This is a genomic window from Pseudomonas sp. PS01298 (genome assembly GCF_029959745.1).
Classification (GTDB): Bacteria; Pseudomonadota; Gammaproteobacteria; order Pseudomonadales; family Pseudomonadaceae; genus Aquipseudomonas; species Aquipseudomonas aylmerensis.
The window spans coordinates 1-21,730 of sequence record NZ_JASCPP010000032.1 but is presented as its reverse complement, the minus strand read 5'-3'; the positions used below and the strand labels follow the sequence as shown (position 1 = coordinate 21,730).

The window sequence follows — 21,730 nt, the reverse complement described above, 5'->3', positions numbered from 1 at the left end:
TGAGGACTGCGACATGAGCCAACAAGAACGACAGATACTGCTCGGCGCCTTCATTCCGAGTGCCGGGATCATGGGGTCGGCCTGGCGCCACCCGAGTGCCGCCGCCGACTCGTTCCGCGATTTCGAGCACTTTCGCTGGATCGCCGAAAAGCTTGAAGCGGCGCGTTTTCATGCGTTGTTTTTCAACGACACGGTGAACGTCGACCTCGACCCCCTGGCCCTGGCGCGCGGCCCCAACAGCGTGCGCTGGGACCCGCTGGTGCTGTTGCCGGCGCTGGCCCTGGCGACGCGGCATATCGGCCTGATCGCCACCGCCAGCACCACCTACAACGAGCCGTACAACATTGCGCGCAAGTTCGCCAACATCGATCACCTCAGCGGTGGCCGGGTCGGCTGGAACCTGGTGACCTCACTGGGCGGCGGCGAGAATTTCAACCGCGACGATCACATCAAGCACGCCGACCGCTATGAGCGCGCCGAAGAGTTCTACGACGTGGTCACCGGACTGTGGGACAGCTGGGCCGACGATGCATTTATCCAGGACAAGGCGTCCGGGCAATGGCTGGATACCGACAAGCTGCACGTGCTCAACCACCACGGCAAATACTTCCAGGTGCAAGGCCCGCTCAACGCTGCACGCCCGGTGCAGGGCTACCCGGTGATTGCCCAGGCCGGCTCCTCCGATGCCGGCCGGCGCTTGGCGGCGCGGGCCGGGGAATTGATTTTTACCGCCCAGCACACCGTGGAGCAGGGCCAGGCGTTCTACCGTGAAATCAAACACACCGCTGCCGGGTTGGGACGTAACCCCGAGCACCTGAAAGTACTGCCGGGCGTCTCCACCGTGATCGGCCGTACCCAGGCCGAAGCCCAGGCCAAATACGATCAACTGCAGGAGCTGCAGGACCCGAAGGCGTTCCTCAGTTCGATCTCGCGCTTTACCAGTTTGGGTTTCGATTTGTCGGAGCTGCCGTTCGATTCATTGGTGCCGCTGCCGCCCGAGCAGTTCGACACCAACACCCACAAGAGCCGGCAGAAGCTGGTGTTTGACCTGATCCGCCGCGAGCGCCCGACCGTGCGTGAGCTGTTCAACAAGCTCACCGCCGGTGGGCATCGGATCCTGATCGGCACGCCCGAAAGTGTGGCGGATGACTTCCAGGAATGGTTCGAAAGTGGCGCTGCCGATGGCTTCAACGTGATGTTCTCCGGGTTGCACCAGGGCATCGCCGACTTTGCCGATGGCGTGGTGCCGCAGTTGCAGCGCCGCGGTTTGTTCCGCCAGGAATACCAGGGCCAGACCCTGCGCGAAAACCTCGGCTTGCCGTATATCGCCAACCGTCGTCAGGGAGCGCGTTCATGAAGCCGTATTCAGTCGCACTGTTGGCGCTGCTGCTGGCCGGCTGTGGCGGCCCGTCCGGCGAGGTCAGCCAGGCCGACCCGTCCAAGCCCCACAGCGGCGGCACTCTGCGCGTGGCCCTGGACGGCGATCCGCAATGCGTCGACCCGCAGCAGGCGGGCAATAACACCGCGTTGAACGTCGGACGGCAATTGGTGGACTCCCTCACCGACCAGGACCCGGTCACCGGCGCCATCGTGCCGTGGCTGGCCGAGCGCTGGGAGGTGGATGCGGAGTCGCGGCGCTTCACCTTTGTGCTGCGCCAGGGCGCGACCTTCAGCGACGGCGCGGCGGTGGACGCTGCGGCGGTCAAGGCCAACCTGGAAGGCATCCTGGCCCTGGGCGCGCGCTCGATCCTCGGCTCGACCTACCTGGCCGGGCTCAAGCGCATCGACACCCCGGACAGCCACACGGTGGTGGTCGAGTTCGAGCAGTCCAACGCGCAATTCCTGCAAGCCACCTCGACCATGACCCTGGGACTGTTGTCGCCCGCCAACCTGGCCTTGTCGTCAGGCGAGCGCTGCCAGGGCCAGTTGGTCGGCTCGGGGCCGTTTGTACTGAAGTCGTTCGTGCATAACCAGAAAGTGTCGCTGAGCCGGCGCGAGGACTACGCCTGGGGTTCTTCCTTGGCGGCCCACACGGGCAAGGCCTGGCTCGACGGCATCGAGTTCCTGGTCATTCCCGAATCCGGCGTGCGCCTGGGCAGCCTGGCGTCCGCGCAGATCGAGGTGAACACCAGCGTCGCGCCACAGGATGAACCGGGCATCGAAGGCCAGGGCCTGGTGCTGTTGACCCGGGCCAATCCCGGCGTGGTGTTCAACCTGGCGCTGAATGAATCGACGCCGCTGTTCGCCGATATCAAGGTGCGCCAGGCGCTGAACAAGGCGATCGATAGGGCCGAATTGCAGCGCATCATTTCCCGCTACCAGAAACCCGCCACCGCCTTGCTCGCCACCAGCACGCCGCTGTACCGCGACTTTTCCAGCCTGTTGGCCTATGACCCGGACGGCGCGCGCCGGCTGTTGGACGAGGCCGGCTGGCACGTGGGCGCGGATGGCGTGCGGGTCAAGGACGGCAAGCGCCTGGCGTTTCGCCTGGACTACTGGCAGCAGACGCCCATCCTGGAGCTGGTACAGCAGCAATTGAAGGGCGTGGGCATCGACTTCCAACTGAATAAATCCACCATCAGCCAGGTCACGGCGATCCAGGCCGGTGGGGATTTCAGCGTGCGCTTTCTCAACCTGACCCGCGCCGACCCGGACGTGCTGCGTACCGTGTATGACGCCCGGGGCTACAACATCAACAAACGCGAACCGGGGGAGGTGGACCGGCTGTTGAGCGAGTCGTCCAAGACCCTCGACAGCGCCAAGCGCCAGGGGCTGATCGACCAGGCCAGCGAGTTGCTGCTGCGTGACGGTCATGCGATTGCCCTGGTGGAGCTGGCGACGGTGCTGGCCCACGGCAAGAAGGTCCAGGGCCTGCATTACGAAGCGTCCTCGCGGCTGCAGTTCTTCGACACCTGGTTGCAGCCATGAGGGGCACCGCGCTGTACCTGTTGGGCCGTGGCGGCCAGGCGTTGCTGGTGCTATGGGCGGCGTTCAGCCTGTCATTCGTGATTCTGTACGCACTGCCCAGCGACCCGGTGAGCATCATGCTCAACCAGAGCGGCGAGCAGAGCACCGTCAACCAGCAGCAAGTCGTGGCGCTACGCGCGCAGTACCACCTCGACGAGCCGCTGGCGGTGCAGTACGGCATTGCCCTGTGGCATGCCGTGCAGCTGGATTTCGGCAACTCGATCCAGAGTGGCCAGCCGGTATCGGCGTCATTGGCCGAGGCCTTGCCGAAGACGGCGGCCCTGGCGCTGGTGTCGCTGGCGGTGGCGCTGGTGCTGGGCGTGAGCCTCGCGCTGGTCGCCAGCCTGACCCGCCGGCGCTGGCTGCGCGACCTGTTGCTCGGGTTGCCGGCGGTGGCCGTGTCGTTGCCGACCTTCTGGGTGGGGCTGCTGCTGTTGCAGTGGTTTTCCTTCGGCTGGCACTGGTTTCCGGCGATGGGCAACCAGGGGTTTGCCTCACTGGTCCTGCCGACCCTGACACTCGCGATTCCGACCAGCGCGGTGATCGCCCAGGTGCTGGCGCGCTCGTTGGCCGCCACCGCGCGCCTGCCATTCGTGGATGCTCTGCGCGCCAAGGGCTTGAGCCCGCTGCGGGTGCTGTTGACCCATGTGCTGCACAACGCGGTGATCCCGATCCTCAGCTTGAGCGGGGTGATTGTCGGCTCGCTGCTGGCCGGCTCGGTGGTCACCGAGACCGTGTTCTCCCGTGAGGGCGTCGGACGCCTGGCCCAGGGGGCGGTCAGCACCCAGGACATTCCGGTGGTACAGGGCGTGGTGGTGTTGGCGGCATTGATCTTTATCGCGGTCAACCTGCTGGTCGACCTGTTGTATCCGTTGCTCGACCCACGTATTCGCGGAGCCGCACGATGAGCCTTGCCTTGACCGCTGTTTTGCCGCGTCCGCGCCACTTGCGCGCGTTGCGCCGCCGCCCGTTGCTGCCGCTGGGCGTGATCGTCCTGCTGCTGGTGTTGGGCTGGGCCTTGTGGCCGCAGCTGTTCACGCATTTCGACCCGCTGCTCGGGGTGCCGGCCAATGCCTTGCAGAGCCCGTCCCTGGCGCACTGGTTTGGCACCGACCACCTCGGCCGCGACCTCTATAGCCGCACGGTGTACGGCGCTGGATTGTCGTTACGCGCAACCTTGCTGGCGGTGCTGATTGCGTTGGTCAGCGGCATCCTCCTCGGGGTGTTGGCGGGGTTCTTCGGCGGCTGGGTGGACGCGGTGCTGATGCGCCTGGTGGAAGTCTTGATGGCGATCCCGGCATTGCTGTTGGCCATGGCGGTGATCACGGTGCTGGGGTTTGGCACGCTGAACATCGCCCTGGCGGTGGGCCTGTCGTCGGTCGCGACCTTCGCGCGCCTGGTGCGCGGCGAAGTGTTGCGTTGGCGTGCGAGTACCTTTGTCGAGGCCGCATCGGCCTGTGGTGTCGGGCCGTGGACCATTATCGCGCGGCACATCCTGCCCCACGCCAGCGCGCCGGTGCTCGCGTTGGCCGCGCTGGAATTCGGCAGTGCGGTGCTGTCGGTCTCGGCCTTGAGTTTTCTTGGCTTTGGCGCGCCACCGCCGCAACCCGAATGGGGTTTGCTGGTGGCCGAAGGGCGCAACTTCATGATTGCCGCCTGGTGGTACACCAGCCTGCCGGGCCTGGTCGTGGCTGCGGTCGTGGTGTCGGCCAACCAACTGGCGCGGGCGTTGCAACAGGATCAAGGAGGCACACGATGACAGACCACCTTTTGCTCGACGTACGCGACCTGCGTATCGCCTATCACGGCCGCGATGGGCGCACCGAAGGCGTGGCGGGCATTGATTTCCAGCTCAAGGCCGGCGAGATCCTGGCGATTGTCGGCGAGTCCGGCTCGGGTAAATCGACCACGGCGGCGGCCTTGGTGGGCTTGCTGGCGGGCAACGCGCAGATCGAATCCGGCAGCATTCGCCTGGCAGGCGAGGAGTTGACCACTGCCAGCGAACGCCAGTGGCAAAGCATTCGCGGGCGCAGCGTGGGCTTTGTGCCGCAGGATCCGGGCTTGTCCCTCGACCCGGTCAAGCGCATCGGCCACCAACTGGTCGAGGCCCTGGCCCTGCACGGCGTGCCCAAGCCGCTGGCGCGCCAGCGCAGCCTGGCACTGTTGCGCGAAGTCGGGCTGGCGGACGCCGAGCGTGTTGCACGCGGTTATCCGCATCAACTCTCCGGCGGCATGCGCCAGCGCGTACTGATCGCCATCGCCCTGGCCAATGACCCGCCGCTGGTGATCGCCGATGAGCCGACCAGCGCGCTGGATGTGGGCGTGCAGCGGCAAATTCTCGACCGCCTGCAAACCCTGGCCCGTGAACGTGGCACGGCGGTGTTGCTGATCACCCATGATCTGGGCGTGGCCCTCGACCGCGCCGACCGGTTGCTGGTGATGCACCAGGGGCGCATCGTCGAAACCGGCGACGCCCGTCGCGTCTTCGAGGCGCCGCAGCACGCCTACACCCGGCAGTTGCTGCAGGCGGCGCCAAGCTTGTTGGTGCAGCAACGCCGGCAGGTGAGTGCGCAGCGTGTGGAGGCCACGCCGCTGTTGACGGTGCAGGGACTGCGCAAGGATTTCTCGACCTGGCGCCACCCGACACCGCTGGCGGTGGATGGGGTGTCGTTCCATCTGCCGCGTCATGGCACCACCAGCCTGGTGGGTGAGTCGGGCTCGGGCAAGTCGACCACTGCGCGCCTGATTCTCGGGTTGGAGCGGCTGGACAGCGGCAGCGTGGTGTTCGATGGGCAGGACATCAGCCACGTGTCGCGCCGCGAGTGGCTGGCGTTGCGGCGGCAGATCCAGGTGGTTTACCAGAATCCCTATGCGTCGCTGAACCCACGGTTGAGCCTGGAGCAGATCATCAGTGAACCGTTGCAGGCCTTTGCGTTGGGCGACAGCGCCTGGCGCCGCCAGCGCGCGGCGACCTTGCTGGAACAGGTCGAGTTGCCGGCGCGGTTGCTGGGGAGTCGGCCGGTGGAGTTGTCGGGCGGGCAGCGGCAGCGGGTGGCGATTGCACGGGCGCTGGCATTGGAGCCGCAGTTGCTGGTGCTGGATGAGGCGTTGTCGGCGCTGGATGCGTCGATTCAGGGACAGATTCTGACGTTGCTCGCGGACCTGCAAGAACGGCTGGGCTTGAGCTACCTGTTTATCTCCCATGATCTGGCGGTGGTGCGGCAGATTTCCGATCATGTGGTGGTGATGCAGGCGGGCAAGGTGGTGGAGCAGGGCGCTTGTGAACAGATCTTCACCGCGCCTGCCCATGACTACACCCGTAGCCTGCTGGCCGATATTCCCGGCCAGCACACCCCCTGCAGGCGCCGGCTGGCCGGCGATGAGGCGCCTTCTTTAAGCGTCAATTCGGCGACCGCCATCGCCGGCAAGCCGGCTCCTGCCAGGAGGGTGGTGCAGCTTTAGGCCTCGATAAGCTGCGGGCTGCCACTCTCCACGACAAAGTGCTTGAGCGTCGACACCGTGGCGTTGGGGTCCAGGCGATCGGAGATCGCCTGCATCTTCACCGCCAGGCGCTCCGGCGTCAGGTCCAGCGACAAATACCCACGGGGCCGACTGTCGTAAAAGCGGATCTGCGGATTGGCCGGCAATATGGACTGCACCGCCTCGTAGCTCGGTCCATTGGAGGTGATCGAGGTGCCGACAAACTCCGCCGCCACCAGCTTCGAATCCGGATCCTCCGGCCGCTCATACAAATGGTTGGCCCAGAACGAGTGATAGTCCCCGCTCAATACCACCGGGTTCGCCACTCGGCTGTCACGCAGGTTGTCGATCAGCCGCCCGCGCGCCGCCTGGAAACCGTCCCAGCTGTCGGTCCAGTACCGCGCGCCATCGGTGCCCGGCCGTTCCGCCCGCAACGGCGCCACCAGCAGATCCTGGGCGAGCAGGTTCCAGCGGCTGTCGCTGCGGCGCAAACCGTCGTACAGCCAGCGTTCCTGCTCAAACCCCAGCAGCGTGCGCTTGGGATCGGAGAGGTCCACGCAGCTGCTCAGTTCCATGTGGCCTTTGCCGAAATTCGGCGCCTGGTAGCACGGCTGGCGCGAGCGGTACTGGCGGCCATCGAGCACCGGGATCGCGGCGAGATCGCCATAGGTGAAACGCCGGTAAATCTGCGGGCTGCCATTGCTGCCCAGCGGCGGGCGCCGCAACGGCATGTTCTCCAGGAAGGCCTGGTACGCCGCCGCCCGGCGTTGCTGGAAGGCCGCGAGGGTCACGCCCGGATCCTTGGAGGACACACCGGAGTAGTCGTCCTGCACCTCATGGTCGTCCCAGGTCGCGATCCACGGTGCAGCGGCGTGCAGCTGTTGCAGGTCCGGGTCGGTCTTGTGCAATGCGTAGCGGTACCGGTAGCCGGCCAGGTCGGTGGCTTCGGGGGCGCCGTATGAGCGGGCCAGGCCCTGTGTGCCGGGGGCGTTGGTGTATTCGTAGATGTAGTCGCCGAGAAACAGCACCAGGTCGGGACGCTCGTCGGCCATGTGCCGATACGCACTGAACAGCCCACGCTCGTAATGGGCGCAGGAAGCGACGCCCAGGCGCAGGTGATCGACTTTGGCGTTCAGTGCCGGCAGGGTCAGGGCGCGGCCGGTCGGCCCGCACTCGCCCAGGGCGATGAAGCGATACCAGTATTCGCGGCCCGGTTGCAGCCCGTGCAATTGCACGTGCACGGCGTGGCCGTTGATCGCCAGGGCCTGGGTCCGTCCGCGCTGGGCAATGCGCTGGAAGTGTTCATCCAGGCCGACTTCCCAGTGCACCGGGATGCTCGCCGGCAGCGCGTATTCATTGCCGGGAAACAGCGGCAGCGTGCTCAATCGAGTCCAGATCACAAAGCCATCGGGCCAGGGATCGCCACTGGCGACCCCCAGCGTGAATGGCGTGGCGACATTCGCCAGCGCGCTGCCGTAACGCAACACCAGGGGCGCAGCCGCCGCCCCGGCCAGCAGGCGTAGGGCCTGGCGGCGGTTCAGATCAAAAGTCATGACAGGTCCCTAGAATTTGTAGCTGGCCTGGACACCCACGGTGCGTGGGTCGCCCGGCGTGGCGATTTGGGCGTTGGACAGGAACGAGCCGTGGTACAGGTCGTATTTCTTGTCGAACACGTTGCGGGCCCACAGTGCCCCCGACCAGTTGCTGCCCTTGGGCGTCACACCCAGGCGCGCATTCGCCAGCCAGTAGGCCTGGGTGGTGGTGCCGTTGCTGCCGGTAATGCGGTCGTGGAACGAGTAGTCGCTCTCGGCGCTGAAGGTAAAACCGCCGACGTCCCACACATATTGCAGCTGGCCGCCGTAGCTGATTTTCGGGAAGTTGGTCAGGCTGGAACCGGAGAAGTCGGTGTACACCGGGTAGGCAAACCCCACCGCGCGGGTTGCGGTGCTGTTCAGGCCCTGGTAGTCGACGTACTTGCCTTTCTTGGTGCCGAAGTACTGGCCGAGGGTCAGGCCCGACACCGGCTCCCATTGCAGTTCCAGCTCATAGCCGTAGATCTTCGACTTGGGAATATTCACCAGCCGGCCGACATTGCCCACCGCCTGGCTGATCCACACCTGCGACTGGTATTGCTGGTCGCGATAGTCGTAGTAGAACGCCGAGCCGTTGAAGCGCAGCGTATCGCTCAAGTCACTCTTGAAGCCCACTTCATAGGCCAGCAGTTTTTCCGGTTTGACCGGTGCGATCTGCTCGGCATAGCTGGAGTTGTAGGCGGTAAAACCACCGGACTTGATCCCGCGGCTGACCGTGGAATACAGCAGGGTCGACGGGGTGAGCTGGTACTCGAGGCCGAGCTTCCAGGAGGTGGAGTTGCTGTCCAGGTCGCTGTCGGCGGCCGGGAAACTCAACTGCCCGAGACGGTACACGCCGTTGTTGACGAGGATGCGCTGGGTGGAAAAATCCTCGAGTTCGCGGTGTTCTTTTTCCTGGCGCACACCGACGATCAATTTCCAGTCATCGGTCAGTTGGTAGTCGCCCTGGGCGAAGGCGCTGTAGGTGTTGGATTTCTGCGTGTAGGAGGTGTAGGTGCCGTAGCCGAGGTTGGCGCTGAAGTCCGAGTAGAAGTTTTCGTCCAGGCGGTCCTGGGCGAAATACAGGCCGGTCTGCCAGTTGAAGCGCTCGTTGTCGTGGGAGGCCAGGCGCAGTTCCTGGGAGAACACTTCGATCTTGGAGTCGAAGTATTCATCCGATTGCGGGATCACCGACGCGTCCCAGTCGATGTATTCGCGGCGCCGGAAGCGGTCGGATGCGGTGATGCTGGTCACGCTCAAATGGTCATTCAGGTCGAACGTACCCGTGAGCGCGAAACCGGTGTTGTCGTTGTCGCGATGCGGCTTGTCACCCACCGACAGCCCGGTGAGCTTGGCAAAGCCCGGGGTGAGGCCCCAGCCGGTTTTCTTGCCGTCGTTTTCCGGGCTGATGCTCGAGTAGGCGGCGCCGTTGGCGTTGGGTTTCAGCCCCTGGTACAGGTACGAGCCGCGGCTGTCGGACTTGTCCTCGCCGGCATGCACGGTCAGGTTGAAGTTGATGTCCGGCGTGGCGTCCCAATCGAACTGGCCGCGCACCGAGGTGTTGTCCTTGTCGCCCAGGCTTTGCCCGGTCACCCGGTTCTCCTGCCAGGCGCCGCCTTGTTCGGTGATGAACGCCAGGCGTGCGCGCAGGGTGTCGCTGAGCGGCCCGGAGAGAAACCCCTCGACGTTGCTGGCGTTGTAGGAGCCGTAGCTGGTGGTCAGCCCACCGTGGAATTCACGCGTGGGTTTGTTGGTGATGAAGTTGATCGCGCCGGCCGTGCTGTTGCGCCCGTACAGCGTGCCCTGCGGGCCACGCAGCACCTCGACGCGTTCCAGGTCGAAGAGCTGGCCCTGGGTCTGGATCGGGTAGGGCAAGGCGACCTGATCCAGGTACACGCCGACGGTGGAGGTGTTGTTGCTGCCGTAATCCTTGAGCCCGACGCCGCGAATGCGGAACAACGGGTTGCCGCCGCCGTACTGCGGCGCGATGTCGAGGTTGGGCACGTAGTTCTGCAGCTCGTTGACGTTGGTCACACCCTTGTTCTGCAGGTCCTGGCCGCTGAGCGCGGTCAGGGCGATACCCACGTCCTGGGCGGATTCTTCATGCCGCTGGGCGGTCACCGTGACCTGGGGCAGGGCAGTCGTGGTCTGGTTGTCGGCCCCCAGCGCATCGCCGGCCAGCAACGCCATGAAGGGCGCACTGGCAAGGACAAACGGGCGGGCGGGTTTGGTGTAGCGATGGTTGCGAAGCAGCGAGTGCATGGCAAGGTCCCTTAAGAAATCCGATTCTTGAGCGCGGGGCAGGCGGAATGCCGTCCCATCGCGCAGGGGCCGCTCTTTGAAGAGTAAGCTGCTGACATCGATAGCAAGCTATATGCCATCATTTTGTCATAATTAAGTCGATGAATTTATTCGGGATTTTCCAGCGGGCACGGATGGCGCGTTGCTTATGCAACACGCGGGCGGCAGGTTGTTACGCAAGCAACAGCGGCAGTTACACCCTTGCACGAGCCGGCTTGCCAGCGAAGATCGTCAACGATAACGCGGCAACCCAGCCACAACGCGGTGCCCGAAAGATTTTCGCCTGCAAGCCGGCTCCCACAGGATCAGCGCGTACCCGGATACCGCGTCTCCATCACGATCGACAGCGCATCCGGGCGCCAGTATTCCTGGTCGAATTCCACCGCCTGGTTGTCCTCGCCGAAGTTCAGGCGCTCCAGGTACACACTGGTGGAGCCCGGCGACAATTGCAGCAACTCCGCCTGTTCTTCATTCACCGTGCCGATGTGCATCTGCAGTTCACAGCGTGATTGCACCCGCGCAAAACGGTCGCGCAGCAGTTGGGTCAGCGAGGTATTGAGGTCGGCTTCCAGCAGGCCGGGGCACCAGCTGGCGAGCAGTGCGTTGAATTCCAGCAGCACCGGGCGGCGATCGATCCAGCGGCGGCGCTGCAGGAAAAACACCGGCTCCTGCGTCGAGGCCAGGCCCATGCGCTTGGCCAGCCAGGCGCCGGCCGGGCGCAGTTCGGCGTGCAGGCATTCGGTGCGGGGTGTGCGGCCCTGGGCGCTGACGTAATCCATGAAGCCGCTGATACGCGTCGGGTCGTAGCGGATGCGCTGCGGGCTGACGAACCAGCCCCGGCGGTTTTCGCGGTACACCAGGCCCTCGGCCTCGAGTTGCTGCAAGGCCTGGCGCAAGGTGACGCGGGTGCAGCCGAAGCGTTCGATCATCTCCCGTTCGGAGGGAAATTTCTCGTCGGCCTGGGGTACACCGGCGGCGATGTCGTGGGCGATCTGTTCGCGGATGCGCTGGTAGTGCGGCGAGATGGGGTCGAAAGGCATCCTGGGGTTCCGTGTGCAGGCATGACGTGGGGCAGACTCTACCGTTCCTGTTGGCGCAGGTCACCTGCTCCCACGCAGGCTTTATGCAAAGCGGAACGAGGCGCCATGCGCCGAGGCGGGCAGGCGATCACTGCCGTCGACGCTGAGCCGCGAGCGCAGCGTGCCGGTTTGCGCGGTGGTGCGGTACAGGCCGCGCTTTTGCAGGGCCGGGATCACCAGTTCGACAAAATCATTCAGCGAGCCGGGGCTGATCAGCGGGTTGAGCATGTAGCCGCTGGTGCCCGAGATGCGGGCGTGCTCCTCGATCTTTTGCGCGATCTGCTCCGGGGTGCCGACCAGGATCAGGTCGCTGCCACGGGTGACATTCGCAAAACGCTGGCGCACCTCGCCGGCAGTCAGCGGCTTGCCGCTGCCATCGGGTTTCATCACGTAGGAGGTCATGCCTTCGGTGTGGGTCGACAGCGCTTCATTGTCGGCGTAGCGGCTGATGTCGATGCCGGTGTCGCCGGCATAGCTCACCAACTGCGCTTGCAGGTGATAGTTGCTTTGCAAGGTGTCGTATTTTTTCTGCGCCTCGATAGCGGTGGGCGCCGTGACGATGCGCAGCACGGTCAGTGACTTCACGTCGGCGGCGCGGCGGCCACGGGCTTCGGCCTGGCGCCAGATGTCTTCGAGGCCCTGGCGGATTTCCAGTGGATTGGACTTGGCGATAAACACCAGCTCCGCGTGCTTGGCCGCAAACTGCCGACCGCGCGCCGACCAGCCGGCCTGGATCAGCAGCGGCGTGCGTTGCGGCGACGGCGAGGTCAGATGCGGCCCGGCCACGCGGTAATGCTCGCCGGCATGCGCGATCGGCCGCACGCGGGCGCCATCGGCGTAGGTGTGCGCCTGTTTGTCGGCGCGCACCGCGTCATCGGCCCAGCTGCCTTCCCAGAGCTTGTACACCACGTCGAGAAACTCCTCGGCGCGCTCATAGCGGTCGTCGTGCTTGATCATCTGCTCCAGGCCGAAATTGCGCGCTGCGCTGGACAGATACGAGGTGACGATGTTCCAGCCGATCCGCCCTTCAGACAGGTGATCGAGGGTGCTGAAGCGCCGCGCGTGGGTGAACGGGTGCTCGTAGGTGGTGGTCACGGTGACGCCGAAGGCGAGCTTTTCGGTGAGGGCCACCAGCGCCGGAATAATGCTTAAAGGATCGTTGGCCGGGGCTTCCACTGCCCATTTCAACGCCATGGCTTCGGAGCCACCGAACACATCGTAAAAGCCCAGCACGTCGCCGAAAAACATCAGGTCGAGGTTGGCTTCATCCGCCGTGCGGGCCAGGTTCGACCAGTATTTGAGGGTGTTGATGCCCAGCCTTTCATCGCTGGGGTGGGTCCACAGGCTGGGCGCGCCGCCGCAGCCGACACTGGCTTGTTCATAGAGGCCGAATAACAGTGGGGTAGGATCGGACATGGTGCTTCCTGCGTGCAAAAAAAGTGCGGCGACAGACTATCGCCCGTGGAGATAAGCCTTGCCGTAGTGCCGTTCCAGCCGGGCCTGGATCAGTTCCAGTCCGATCGACAACAGCCAGTAGATGACGGCGGCCGTGGTGAGCATTTCGATATAGCGGTAAGACGAGCGGCCATAGGATTGCGCGAGGAACATCACCTCCCACACGCCCATCACCGAGACCAGGGACGAGTCCTTGAGCATCGAGATGAACTGGCTGGTGGTCGGCGGAATAATGGTGCGCATGGCCTGGGGCAGCACGATCTGCCAGAACGTCACGGCCCGGCCCATGCCCAGTGCAGCGGCGGCGTTGCGTTGGCCCTGGGACACGCCAAGAATGCCGGCGCGGAAGATCTCGCTCAGGTACGCCCCGTAGTTCAACGACAGCGCAATGATCCCGGCACTGATCGCGCCGGGCACTACGCCCAGTTGAGGCAGGCCGAGGTAGATCAGCAGAATCTGGATCAGCAAGGGCGTGCCGCGAAAGAACGAGGCATAGAAACTGGCGATCCCGAACGCCACGGCGCTGCTCGACAGGCGCGCCAGGGCGGTGGCGAAACCCAGGGCCACCGACAGCCAGATCGAGCAGAAACACAAGAACAGCGTCAGCGCCGCGCCTTGCAGAAAGCCCTGGGGCGAGAGGTGCAGCCCCACCAGGTTCTGCCACTTCGCGGCGACGATGGCGAACTGCAGGTCAAAGCTCATGAACATCGCGGTGAACAGGCCCAGCATCACGCCCCAGGTCAGCCATAGCCGCACACGGAACGACAGCCGTGTGCGCTTGGCCACGGGCGGCTTGATCGTGGTTGGAGGGGTAGGGAAAACACTCATTGGGTGATGTCTGAGCCGATCCATTTCTGCGAGATCTTCGCCAGCGTGCCGTCGCTTTTCAGCTCGGCGAGAATCTGCGTCAATCTGGCATCCCATTGTGGATCACCCTTCTCGGTGGCGACCACATTCGGCTCGGCGTACAGCACCGCGCCGGTGATCTTGAAGCGTGGGTCGTGGTCGATGCGTTCCTTGGCGGTGACCAGGTTGGTGACCATGGCATCCAGGCGCTTGCCGGTGCCCAGCGCGAGGTCCTGGAAAGCGATGGTCTCGTTGTCGTAGGGCACTGCCTGCACGGCCTTGAACGGGTAGTCGATCGGTGTGTTGGCGCCTTCGATCACCAGGTCCTTGGCCAGGTACGCCTCGTAGGTCGACGCACTGCCCACGCCGACTTTTTTACCGCTGAGATCGGCTGCCGACTTGATCGTGTCGTCGTTGCTGTTTACCACGACCACAGCCGGCGAGGCGTAGTACTCGAACGGGAAGTTGAAGACCTGGCCGCGCGCGGCGCTGGGGGTCATGGAGCAGATGCACACGTCATAGCGGCCATTCCAGCGGCCAGCGGCGATGACTTCCCAGGACGGCGTTTCAAGTTTCAGTTTCACCCCGAGTTTGTCGGCGACGGCCTTGGTCACGTCGACGTCAAAACCATCCAGCTGGTTTTGTTCGTTGAGGAATGAGAAGGGTGGGTAATTCTCCATCAGCACGCCGACCAATTGCTTGGATTGGGTGATGCGGTCCAGGGTCTGCCCGGCGAAGACCGCCGGGCTGGCCAGAAGGAGAGTGACGCTGAGCGCGGCGGCAGTGCGTAAGTTCATAAAAGCATCCAAGCGAGATTTTTTATATTTAAACGCGATAGATGCACTTGTGTTTAATGATATTAAACGCTGTAAACCGAAGCTTTGGTTATATGTTCCTGCTGGTGCAGGTCACGCTGCCATGCCCGCAAACCATAGGCGGCCAGCCCTACAAAGCCGGCGTAGAGCGCGGCGGTGAGTTGCAGGTCCTTGTACAGGAACAACCCCACATAGGCCGCGTCCAGCAGGATCCACAGCCACCAGCTGACCACGTATTTGCGCGCCGCCCACAGGCTCGCCACCAGGCTGAAGGCGGTGAGCAGCGAATCCAGCCAGGGCAGCGCGGCATCGGTGAAGTGGTGCATCACGGCACCCAGGGCCACGGCGCCGATCAGCCCCGCGAGCAGGTGGCGCCACGCCTCCCGGAGTGGCAGGCGTTCCACGCGGACCTTGCCCGCCTCGATGCGCCCGGTGCTCCAGCGCCACCAGCCATAACCTTGCAGCACGGCGAAGACCAACTGCAGGAGCATGTCCGAATACAGCTTCACGTCGAAGAAGATCCAGGCATACAGCAACACCGCGACCACGCTGACCGGCCAGCACCAGCGCACTCGCTGTGCAGTGAGCCAGACCCCGGCGATGTTGAAGAACACGGCGACGATTTCCAGTGGCGACATAGGGTTCTCACACGACTAGTTTTCTAGAGGCAGCGCCTGTTGCTTGAGCTGGCGCTTGCGTTCAAAGGGCAGTTTTTCCTGGTCGCCATAGGGCGCGCTGTACCAGTTGCCATACGTAGGGTTGGGCAGCAGGAACCAGCGTTGGCCGAGCCAGGCCAGGTACGGTTCGGCTGCCTTGCGCTGGTCGGCCAGGGTGTTGTGCTCGGCCTGTACGAAGTCGCCCAGCGAGTCGCCGGCGAGCATCAGCACACGGGCATGCGCGGCCACCCACTGGCGGCGGCAGTTCTTGCCATAACCGGCCTGTTCGCAGTGGCCGGTCGGGGTGCTGGCGGCCAGTACCTGTTCGTTGCGCTGCACCGGGAAACCGCGCAGGCGCAGGTTGTCGACCGTGGCCTGGACCTGGCTGTGTTCACGGTTGGTGATGTAGTAGACGGTGATGCCTTTTTTATCGGCCGCTTGCAGGAACGCTACGGCGCCGGGCAGCGCCTGGGCCTTGGCCTGGTCGACCCAGGTGTTCCAGCGGTCATAGGAATACACCTGGTTGTTGATGATGTCCCGCGCGTTGAGCGGCACGTTGTCGAGCACGGTTTCATCGATATCCACTACCACTGCCGGTGGCAGCCCGGCGAGGTTGCGCGGCGGCAAGGGCAGGGCGTCCCAGGTCGGATCGGCCAGCGCGGCGTCCAGCTGGCGCGTGGCGCTGGCGAATACCTGGCGATAAATCAGCTCGTGTTCGATGGAGGTCTGGGTCCACAGCACCGCGTCCAGTTGGTCGTTGGCAGGCGGATGCTGCTGGCAGCCAACCAGGGCGGTGGAGAGCAGGCAGACACTGGCAAACATCAGATTACGCATAAACACTCAGCCTCAGAAATTGACGGTGGCGGACAGCCGTGCGGTACGCGGCGCCCCCAGGAACAGGTAGCCGTCGCCTGCGGATTCACCCACGTCCCGCCAGTAGCGTTTGTCGAACAGGTTGTCGACGGTCAGGCGCAGCACAGTAGCGTAATCGCCGACTTTGGTGGTGTAGCGACCGCCCACATCGAATACCGCATAGTCGTCGACTTTCACCGTGGCCTCGCGGTTGGCGTATTTGCTCGCGCTGTATTGCACCCCGCCGAGCAGGGCCAGGCCCGGTACCGCCTGTATGTTGTAGTCACCGTGCAGGCTGGCACGCAGCTTGGGCACGTTGATCGCCTGGTGGCCGTCGTAGTCATCGGTGCCGCTGCCGTCGACTTCGGCGCGGATCGCCGCGATGCTGGCCGACACTTGCAGGTCGGAAGTCACGCGGCCGTTGGCCGACAGTTCGATCCCCACATTTTTCTGCTTGCCTTGCTGCACGAAGGTGATGCTGCCGTCGTCGTTGGGGCGGTTGTATTGCAGGTCCTGGGTAATCTGGAACAGCGCAGCGGTCAGGCTCAGGCGCTGGAAGTCACGCTTGATCCCGACCTCCAGCTGGCGCGAGGTGGTCGGCGGCAATACCTCGTCGGCGTTGCTGCTGAACCACGCGGCCTCGCCACCCAGCGACAGGCCTTTGCTGTAGCTGGCGTACAGCGAGGTGTCTGGACGCGGTTTGTAGATCAGCGCCACTTGGGGCAGGAACACGCTGCGCTGGGTATGACGCGTGGTGGCGCCGGCCTGGTTGTAGGTCTCTTCGTCGAGGCGGACCTGGCGCCCGCCGAGGAGGGTTTGCCATTGTTCGTTGAAGCTGATGCGATCGCTGGCGAACAGGCCGTACTGGCGGCTGTCGAGGCGTCGGTAGGTGTGCCCCAACGGGCCGTCGTAGGGTTCCAGTACCGGTGACGACTGGTAGATATTACCCTCGCCGATGTACTCGTTGACCGACTTGCGCCGGTCCACCAGGCGGCGGAAGGCGGTGGTACCGAAGGTCAGGTCGTGCTTGAGAAAGCCGGTGTCGAACTGGCCGTTGAGGGCCGCCTGGGCTTCCTCGTTGCTGCGGGTGTCGTCGGGGCTGCGGTAGTCGGAGATGTCGTAGTCGCCCTCGGCGCTGAAGTGGTTCGGCACGGCGGTGTTCGCGCAACTGGCGGCGCCGTAGCAGCCCCAGGCGAAGGTGCTGTAGTCGTCGATCACCACGCGGCTGCGCGACGCGCTGAAGCTGGCTTTCCAGGCTTCGTTGAAGCGGTATTCAAACAGCCCGTCGAGGTTCAGCGACTGGATGCCCACCGGGTTCGACCAGCTCTGGTACGCCAGCAGGTCCTTGGGCGACACGTGGTGCGGCACCTCGGTGCCGCCGAGCAATTGATAGCCCGGCACCGAGCGCTGCTCGCGGTTCTGGTATTCGGCGTTGAGCTGCAGCAAGGCGTTGGGGCTGATGTTCCAGTCCAGCGCCAGGGAGGCGAAATCGCGCTTGCCGTCGGCGTGCTCGACATAGGAGCGGATATCTTCGTGGGCCAGGTTGATGCGCACGCCCACCTGTTGCTCGGTGCCGAGCCAGCCGCCGATATCGGTGGCCAGGTAGCGCTCGCCCTGCTCGTTGGTGGACACCGTCACCGAGCGCACATTCTCCGGGCGCTTGCTCACGTAGTTGACCAGCCCGCCGGGTTCGGACACGCCGCTCTGCAGGCCGGCCAGGCCCTTGAGCACTTCCACTTGCTGCTTGTTTTCCAGCGCCACGTTCTGCTCGCCGGTGATGGTGCGGCCGTTGATCTTGTAGCTGCTGGCCGGGTTCAGGGCGAAGCCGCGCACCACGAAATTCTCGTAGTAGCCGACCGGGGCATAGCTGTCGCCCACCGAGGCGTCATTCTTCAACACCTCGCTGAGCAGGCGCGCCTGCTGGTCTTTCAGGCGGGCTTCGGTGATCACCGCAACCGAGGCCGGGGTGTCCAGCAACGGAGCATTGTCAAAGCCGGCCACGGCGGCTTTTTTGGCCTGGTAATCGCTGGCCTCCTGGCCGACCACGGTGACGGTGTCCAGGGTCGCCTCCTGGGCATGCGCCGCAGTTGCGGCGAGGGTGATGCTCAAGGCGAGCAGGGTGTGGCGATAAGGTGTAGCCATGTAAGGAGCGCTCCAAGGGCCGGACCGCCGCTGCCGTACGCTTTTATCGGGCAAAAGGCTGCCCAGCGCTGCGCAACGAACGGGTTGCCAGTACGAAATGAAAAAGCCGAGTTCGCCGAAAGTGGCGTCAGGCCGGAGCTGCTCCGGTAGTCATTGGTAAACGTGCGTCGGCAGCCCATTCCTGCAGGGAACCGTCGTAGAGGGCGATGTCCTGGCGACCCAGCAGGGTCAGGGCCAGGGCGTTGGCGGCGGCCGAGATGCCGCCGCCGCAATACAGCACCAATGGGCCTTCACTGTGCAGCAGCGTGGGGCCGATGGCCAGGGCCAGGGCATCCTTGGGCAGGTAGCGGCCGTGGGCGTCGAACAACTCGCGGGCCGGCAGGTTTTGGCTGCCGGGGATGTGCCCGCGTCGGGCGTAGCGGGTGGGCGCGGTGCCTTCGAACAGCGCCGCGCCAAGGGCACAGATCAACACGCCGGGTGCTTGCCCGGCGACGATGGCTTCGACGCCGCGGCGGTCAATCCACAGCCCGGCACGCGGGTTGATTGCCCAGGGTTGCACCGGCATGACCGGCTCGGCTGGGCCGTTGTGTTCCGGCAAACCGGCCGCGCGCCAGGCGTTGAACCCGCCATCGAGTACCTGGGCGTCGACGCCTGCGCCGCGCAGCATCCACCACAGGCGAGCGGCCCAGAAACCATCGGCACGGTCGTAGATAACCAGGGTTTTCCCTTGGCCGGCGCCGAGCTTGGCCAAACTGTTTACCAGCGCTTCAGGCGTTGGCAGGGCGAAGCTGAAACTGGCGTGGGTGTCGGCCAAGTCAGTCAATAAATCTGCGTGTCGAGCGCCTGGAATATGCGCCTGCGACCAGCCGTCTTCGCCGCTTTGGACGCGGTAATCACCATCGAACGCCGGCGACGGCAATACCACCGTGGCATCCAGTATCACCAGCGTGGGATCAGCCCGATGCGCGTGCAGCCACTGAGTATCGACCAGCATGCTCATACGCTTTTACGCCGGATATGGCCAAGCAAACGTTGCCCTTCGGCACCGGCGAACCAGCGCAGATGGCCGAGCAGGTAGGCGTAATAGGCGATATCGGCGCTGGCGGTGGAGCCCACCACGTCCTGGTAATACGCCACCTCGGACAGGGCGAAATCCACGTGCACCAGCGGCAACAGGGCGCTGAGGGTGAGCAGGTCGCGGGTGCTCAATGGGCGTACTTGGTGATACCCGGCGAGCAGGGCATCCACGCTGTCGAGATCGGCGCGCGCTACGCTACCCGTATCAAGGTCCAGCCAGGGCACGGCGTTGCGTTCGATGGCAGTGGCCAGGTCGAACAGGGCGAAAGTGCGGTCGGCCAGGCCAAAATCCAGCACGCTGGAAACGCTGTCGTCGGCGTTCCACAGCAGGTTGGAGGCGTGCCAGTCGTTGTGGGTCCACAGCGGTGGTTGTTCACGCAGCAGTGGATGCAGTTCTGCGTGCCACGGCAACAGCAACTCGCCGAGTTGAGTGCGCCACTCCTTGTCGGCGAGGTAGGGGCTGCTGATGCCTTCCAGCGGGTTTGATTGTTCAATCAACCGTGCGTTGGCCAGCAGCACCGGGGTCTGGCGTTGAGGGGCGTCGTAGGCTTCGGCCGCCAGGTGCAGACGGGCCAACGCCTGGCCTGCGGCGAGCGCATGCCGGGTATTTTGAAACGGCGACCACGACAGCGCATCGCGGTACAAGTCCAGGCCCTCGGCAACGTGGTGCACTTCATACGTCCACTCACCTTGCCCCGTCGCCGTGGCGCCATGCTGGTTCGATACCACTGCCGCCACCGGTGCGCCCTGGCGATGCAGATGGGCGATCAGGCGATGCTCTTCTTTCAGCCACGCCGCTTGGCGCACCTGTTGGTGATGGCGTTTGACGAACAGCGTGCCAGCGCCGGTGGTGATCAACCCCGCGGCGGAAAACGGCCGTGGACTGTGCCAATGCAGGCTGTGCAAGGGGCCCAGTTGGGGGTAGTCAACCAGCAGCTGCTCGATGTCGGCTTCATGCAGGGCCGGCCAGTCGGCGGCGACCGGCTCCAGCCCCAGGCCGTGGGCGGTGCGTTGGGGGGTCATGCGCTTACCTCTGGCAGGTAGGCGTTGCTGGTCGCGCCTTGCCAGACCTGCGGGTTGTCGAGCACGGCATGCTCGTGCAACCACTCGGCGTAGGTTTGCAGAAGCGCCTGGCGTTGCTCGCCCCAGCGGCCTCTGTGCAACCACGTCGGGGCGATTTTATGCAGCGAGGCGCTCAACAGTTCAGCGGGGAAATACGGCGTGGTGTGTTCGTAGGCGGTGAGCGCGATTGACGGATCTTGCGCCACGGCCAAGTAACCTTTTGCGGTGGCCGCGAGGAAATCACGCACCAGGTCGGGCTTGTCGGCCAGGGTGCGCTCATGGGCGCCGAGCAGGTAGCTGTGATAGGCCGGTGCGCCGATCTCATCCACCGGCAACACGACGCGACGCTCGGCGTCGATGGGGCTGTGCATCAGCGCTTCCCAGGCCCAGTAGCCGCCGAAGCTGGCATCGGCAATACCCTCGGCAAGTTGCTCGGGCCGCAGTTCGCGCACGCCGCTGTCCACCAGGATCACGCCGTCCGGATCACCGCCATCGCGGCTGACCAAATGACGCACCATGGCCAGGCCGCGTGGCGTCGGGTTGAGCGCCAGGCGTTTGCCCACCAGGTCGCGGGGGCGGCGGATGCCGGAGTCGGTGAGGGTCTGGATCGACTCCAGGCCTGCGTGGTTGATGGCGGCGATGCCTTGCAGCGCCTGGCCCAGGCCACGGCGTACGAGAAGGCGGTTGCTGGGGAAGATGCCGAAGTCTGCGGCGCCGGTCAGCAGGTGTTGCAGGGTGTCGCCGTGGTAGGGGTCGTGGACGACCAGTTCTACATCCAGGCCGAGTTCTTCGTACCAGCCGCGTTCGCGTGCCAGGTACAGACCGGCCGAGTTTGGCCAGGGGTGGAAGTACTCCAGCATTACCTTTACCGACACCATCGTTTGCTACTCCAGCACAACGTTCTTTGATGGGGGCGATTTATAAGGGAGTGATCTGGTATATACCAATATCGGTTGGTGCTATGGATATAACTGGGTGGGGGTTGGGTTTGAGTTTGAGTACATATCCGTTGCTGCGGTAACGGCCACTTAGGGTTCCGCTCTTACAGCGGCTTACTTTTGGAAAGGCCCAAAAGTAAGCAAAAGGCCTTCGCCCCAACACTCGGCACCTCGCCTAGGCTCGGTGTGCCCTCACTCCGGCTTTGGAGCGTGTTTGACGGGGCGCTTCTAGATCAAAAGCAAGAGCGCGGCGGCCTTAGAGCCGACCGGGTTTTCAGTTGGAGTGAGTTCAAATGTGGGAGCTGGCTTGCCCGCGATGCAGGCAACTCGGTACATCAGGCATACCCAGTTGATGCCATCGCAGGCAAGCCAGCTCCCACAGAAAAGCTGATTTCACAGGGTAAGGAAGCCGGACACGGTCAAAAATGTGGGAGCGGGCTTGCTCGCGAATGCGGTGGATCAGCAATGAATTTGTTGACTGACACACCG

The 21,730-nt window shown here is 64.3% G+C and carries 17 protein-coding genes; 5 read left to right on the top strand and 12 right to left on the bottom strand.

Annotated elements, in window-relative coordinates:
• The first annotated feature begins 13 nt into the window (after positions 1–13).
• Genes QMX97_RS13725 through QMX97_RS13705 form a run of 5 tightly spaced genes read left to right on the top strand, consistent with a single transcriptional unit; the run spans position 14 to position 6,429 of the window.
• Positions 14–1,357: an LLM class flavin-dependent oxidoreductase gene (locus QMX97_RS13725; protein ID WP_106803228.1), complete on the top strand. Its 1,344-nt coding sequence runs from the start codon at positions 14–16 to the stop codon at positions 1,355–1,357.
• Entirely contained in the window at positions 1,354–2,928 is a 1,575-nt protein-coding gene (locus QMX97_RS13720; protein ID WP_282397073.1) for an ABC transporter substrate-binding protein, read from the top strand. The genes QMX97_RS13725 and QMX97_RS13720 overlap by 4 nt, the downstream gene beginning before the upstream one ends.
• On the top strand, positions 2,925–3,875 hold the full coding sequence (locus QMX97_RS13715) for an ABC transporter permease (RefSeq protein WP_282397072.1): 951 nt from the start codon (positions 2,925–2,927) through the stop codon (positions 3,873–3,875). The genes QMX97_RS13720 and QMX97_RS13715 overlap by 4 nt, the downstream gene beginning before the upstream one ends.
• The gene (locus QMX97_RS13710) at positions 3,872–4,726 is read left to right on the top strand and encodes an ABC transporter permease (protein ID WP_120449140.1); all 855 of its coding nucleotides are present in this window, start codon (positions 3,872–3,874) and stop codon (positions 4,724–4,726) included. The genes QMX97_RS13715 and QMX97_RS13710 overlap by 4 nt, the downstream gene beginning before the upstream one ends.
• Positions 4,723–6,429, top strand: coding sequence for an ABC transporter ATP-binding protein (locus QMX97_RS13705; protein WP_120449139.1), 1,707 nt, complete (start codon positions 4,723–4,725; stop codon positions 6,427–6,429). The genes QMX97_RS13710 and QMX97_RS13705 overlap by 4 nt, the downstream gene beginning before the upstream one ends.
• On the opposite strand, the gene QMX97_RS13700 is transcribed toward QMX97_RS13705, so the two are convergent.
• The 12 genes from QMX97_RS13700 to QMX97_RS13645 form a co-directional block, all read right to left on the bottom strand.
• On the bottom strand, positions 6,426–8,000 hold the full coding sequence (locus tag QMX97_RS13700; protein WP_282397071.1) for an alkaline phosphatase D family protein: 1,575 nt from the start codon (positions 7,998–8,000) through the stop codon (positions 6,426–6,428). The two genes, QMX97_RS13705 and QMX97_RS13700, sit on opposite strands and share 4 nt — an antisense overlap.
• Before the next feature lie 9 nt (positions 8,001–8,009).
• Positions 8,010–10,280 carry a TonB-dependent receptor gene (locus QMX97_RS13695; protein ID WP_213551079.1) on the bottom strand — a complete coding sequence of 757 codons (2,271 nt, stop codon included), beginning with the start codon at positions 10,278–10,280 and terminating at the stop codon, positions 8,010–8,012.
• A gap of 344 nt (positions 10,281–10,624) precedes the next feature.
• Positions 10,625–11,359: a UTRA domain-containing protein gene (locus tag QMX97_RS13690; RefSeq protein WP_065904260.1), complete on the bottom strand. Its 735-nt coding sequence runs from the start codon at positions 11,357–11,359 to the stop codon at positions 10,625–10,627.
• Positions 11,360–11,440: 81 nt separating this feature from the next.
• Complete coding sequence (locus QMX97_RS13685; protein ID WP_065904257.1) at positions 11,441–12,814, bottom strand: LLM class flavin-dependent oxidoreductase; 1,374 nt, start codon at positions 12,812–12,814, stop codon at positions 11,441–11,443.
• Positions 12,815–12,850: 36 nt separating this feature from the next.
• Positions 12,851–13,681, bottom strand: a complete 831-nt coding sequence (locus tag QMX97_RS13680) for an amino acid ABC transporter permease (RefSeq protein ID WP_065904255.1) — start codon at positions 13,679–13,681, stop codon at positions 12,851–12,853.
• Positions 13,678–14,496: a transporter substrate-binding domain-containing protein gene (locus QMX97_RS13675; RefSeq protein WP_065904253.1), complete on the bottom strand. Its 819-nt coding sequence runs from the start codon at positions 14,494–14,496 to the stop codon at positions 13,678–13,680. Before QMX97_RS13675 ends, QMX97_RS13680 begins: the two co-directional genes overlap by 4 nt.
• Before the next feature lie 62 nt (positions 14,497–14,558).
• Positions 14,559–15,152 carry a nicotinamide riboside transporter PnuC gene (gene pnuC, locus QMX97_RS13670; RefSeq protein ID WP_065904251.1) on the bottom strand — a complete coding sequence of 198 codons (594 nt, stop codon included), beginning with the start codon at positions 15,150–15,152 and terminating at the stop codon, positions 14,559–14,561.
• A gap of 15 nt (positions 15,153–15,167) precedes the next feature.
• Positions 15,168–16,004 carry an HAD family acid phosphatase gene (locus QMX97_RS13665; protein ID WP_106803238.1) on the bottom strand — a complete coding sequence of 279 codons (837 nt, stop codon included), beginning with the start codon at positions 16,002–16,004 and terminating at the stop codon, positions 15,168–15,170.
• 12 nt (positions 16,005–16,016) lie between these two features.
• Positions 16,017–18,164, bottom strand: coding sequence for a TonB-dependent siderophore receptor (locus QMX97_RS13660; protein WP_282397070.1), 2,148 nt, complete (start codon positions 18,162–18,164; stop codon positions 16,017–16,019).
• A 127-nt stretch (positions 18,165–18,291) separates the two neighbouring features.
• Positions 18,292–19,158, bottom strand: a complete 867-nt coding sequence (locus QMX97_RS13655; RefSeq protein WP_256595073.1) for a rhodanese-like domain-containing protein — start codon at positions 19,156–19,158, stop codon at positions 18,292–18,294.
• Positions 19,159–19,160: 2 nt separating this feature from the next.
• Positions 19,161–20,264 carry a phosphotransferase gene (locus QMX97_RS13650; protein WP_282397069.1) on the bottom strand — a complete coding sequence of 368 codons (1,104 nt, stop codon included), beginning with the start codon at positions 20,262–20,264 and terminating at the stop codon, positions 19,161–19,163.
• Positions 20,261–21,181 (bottom strand): ABC transporter substrate-binding protein, encoded by a 921-nt coding sequence (locus QMX97_RS13645; RefSeq protein ID WP_106803242.1) that lies wholly within the window; start codon positions 21,179–21,181, stop codon positions 20,261–20,263. Before QMX97_RS13645 ends, QMX97_RS13650 begins: the two co-directional genes overlap by 4 nt.
• Positions 21,182–21,730 lie beyond the last annotated feature (549 nt).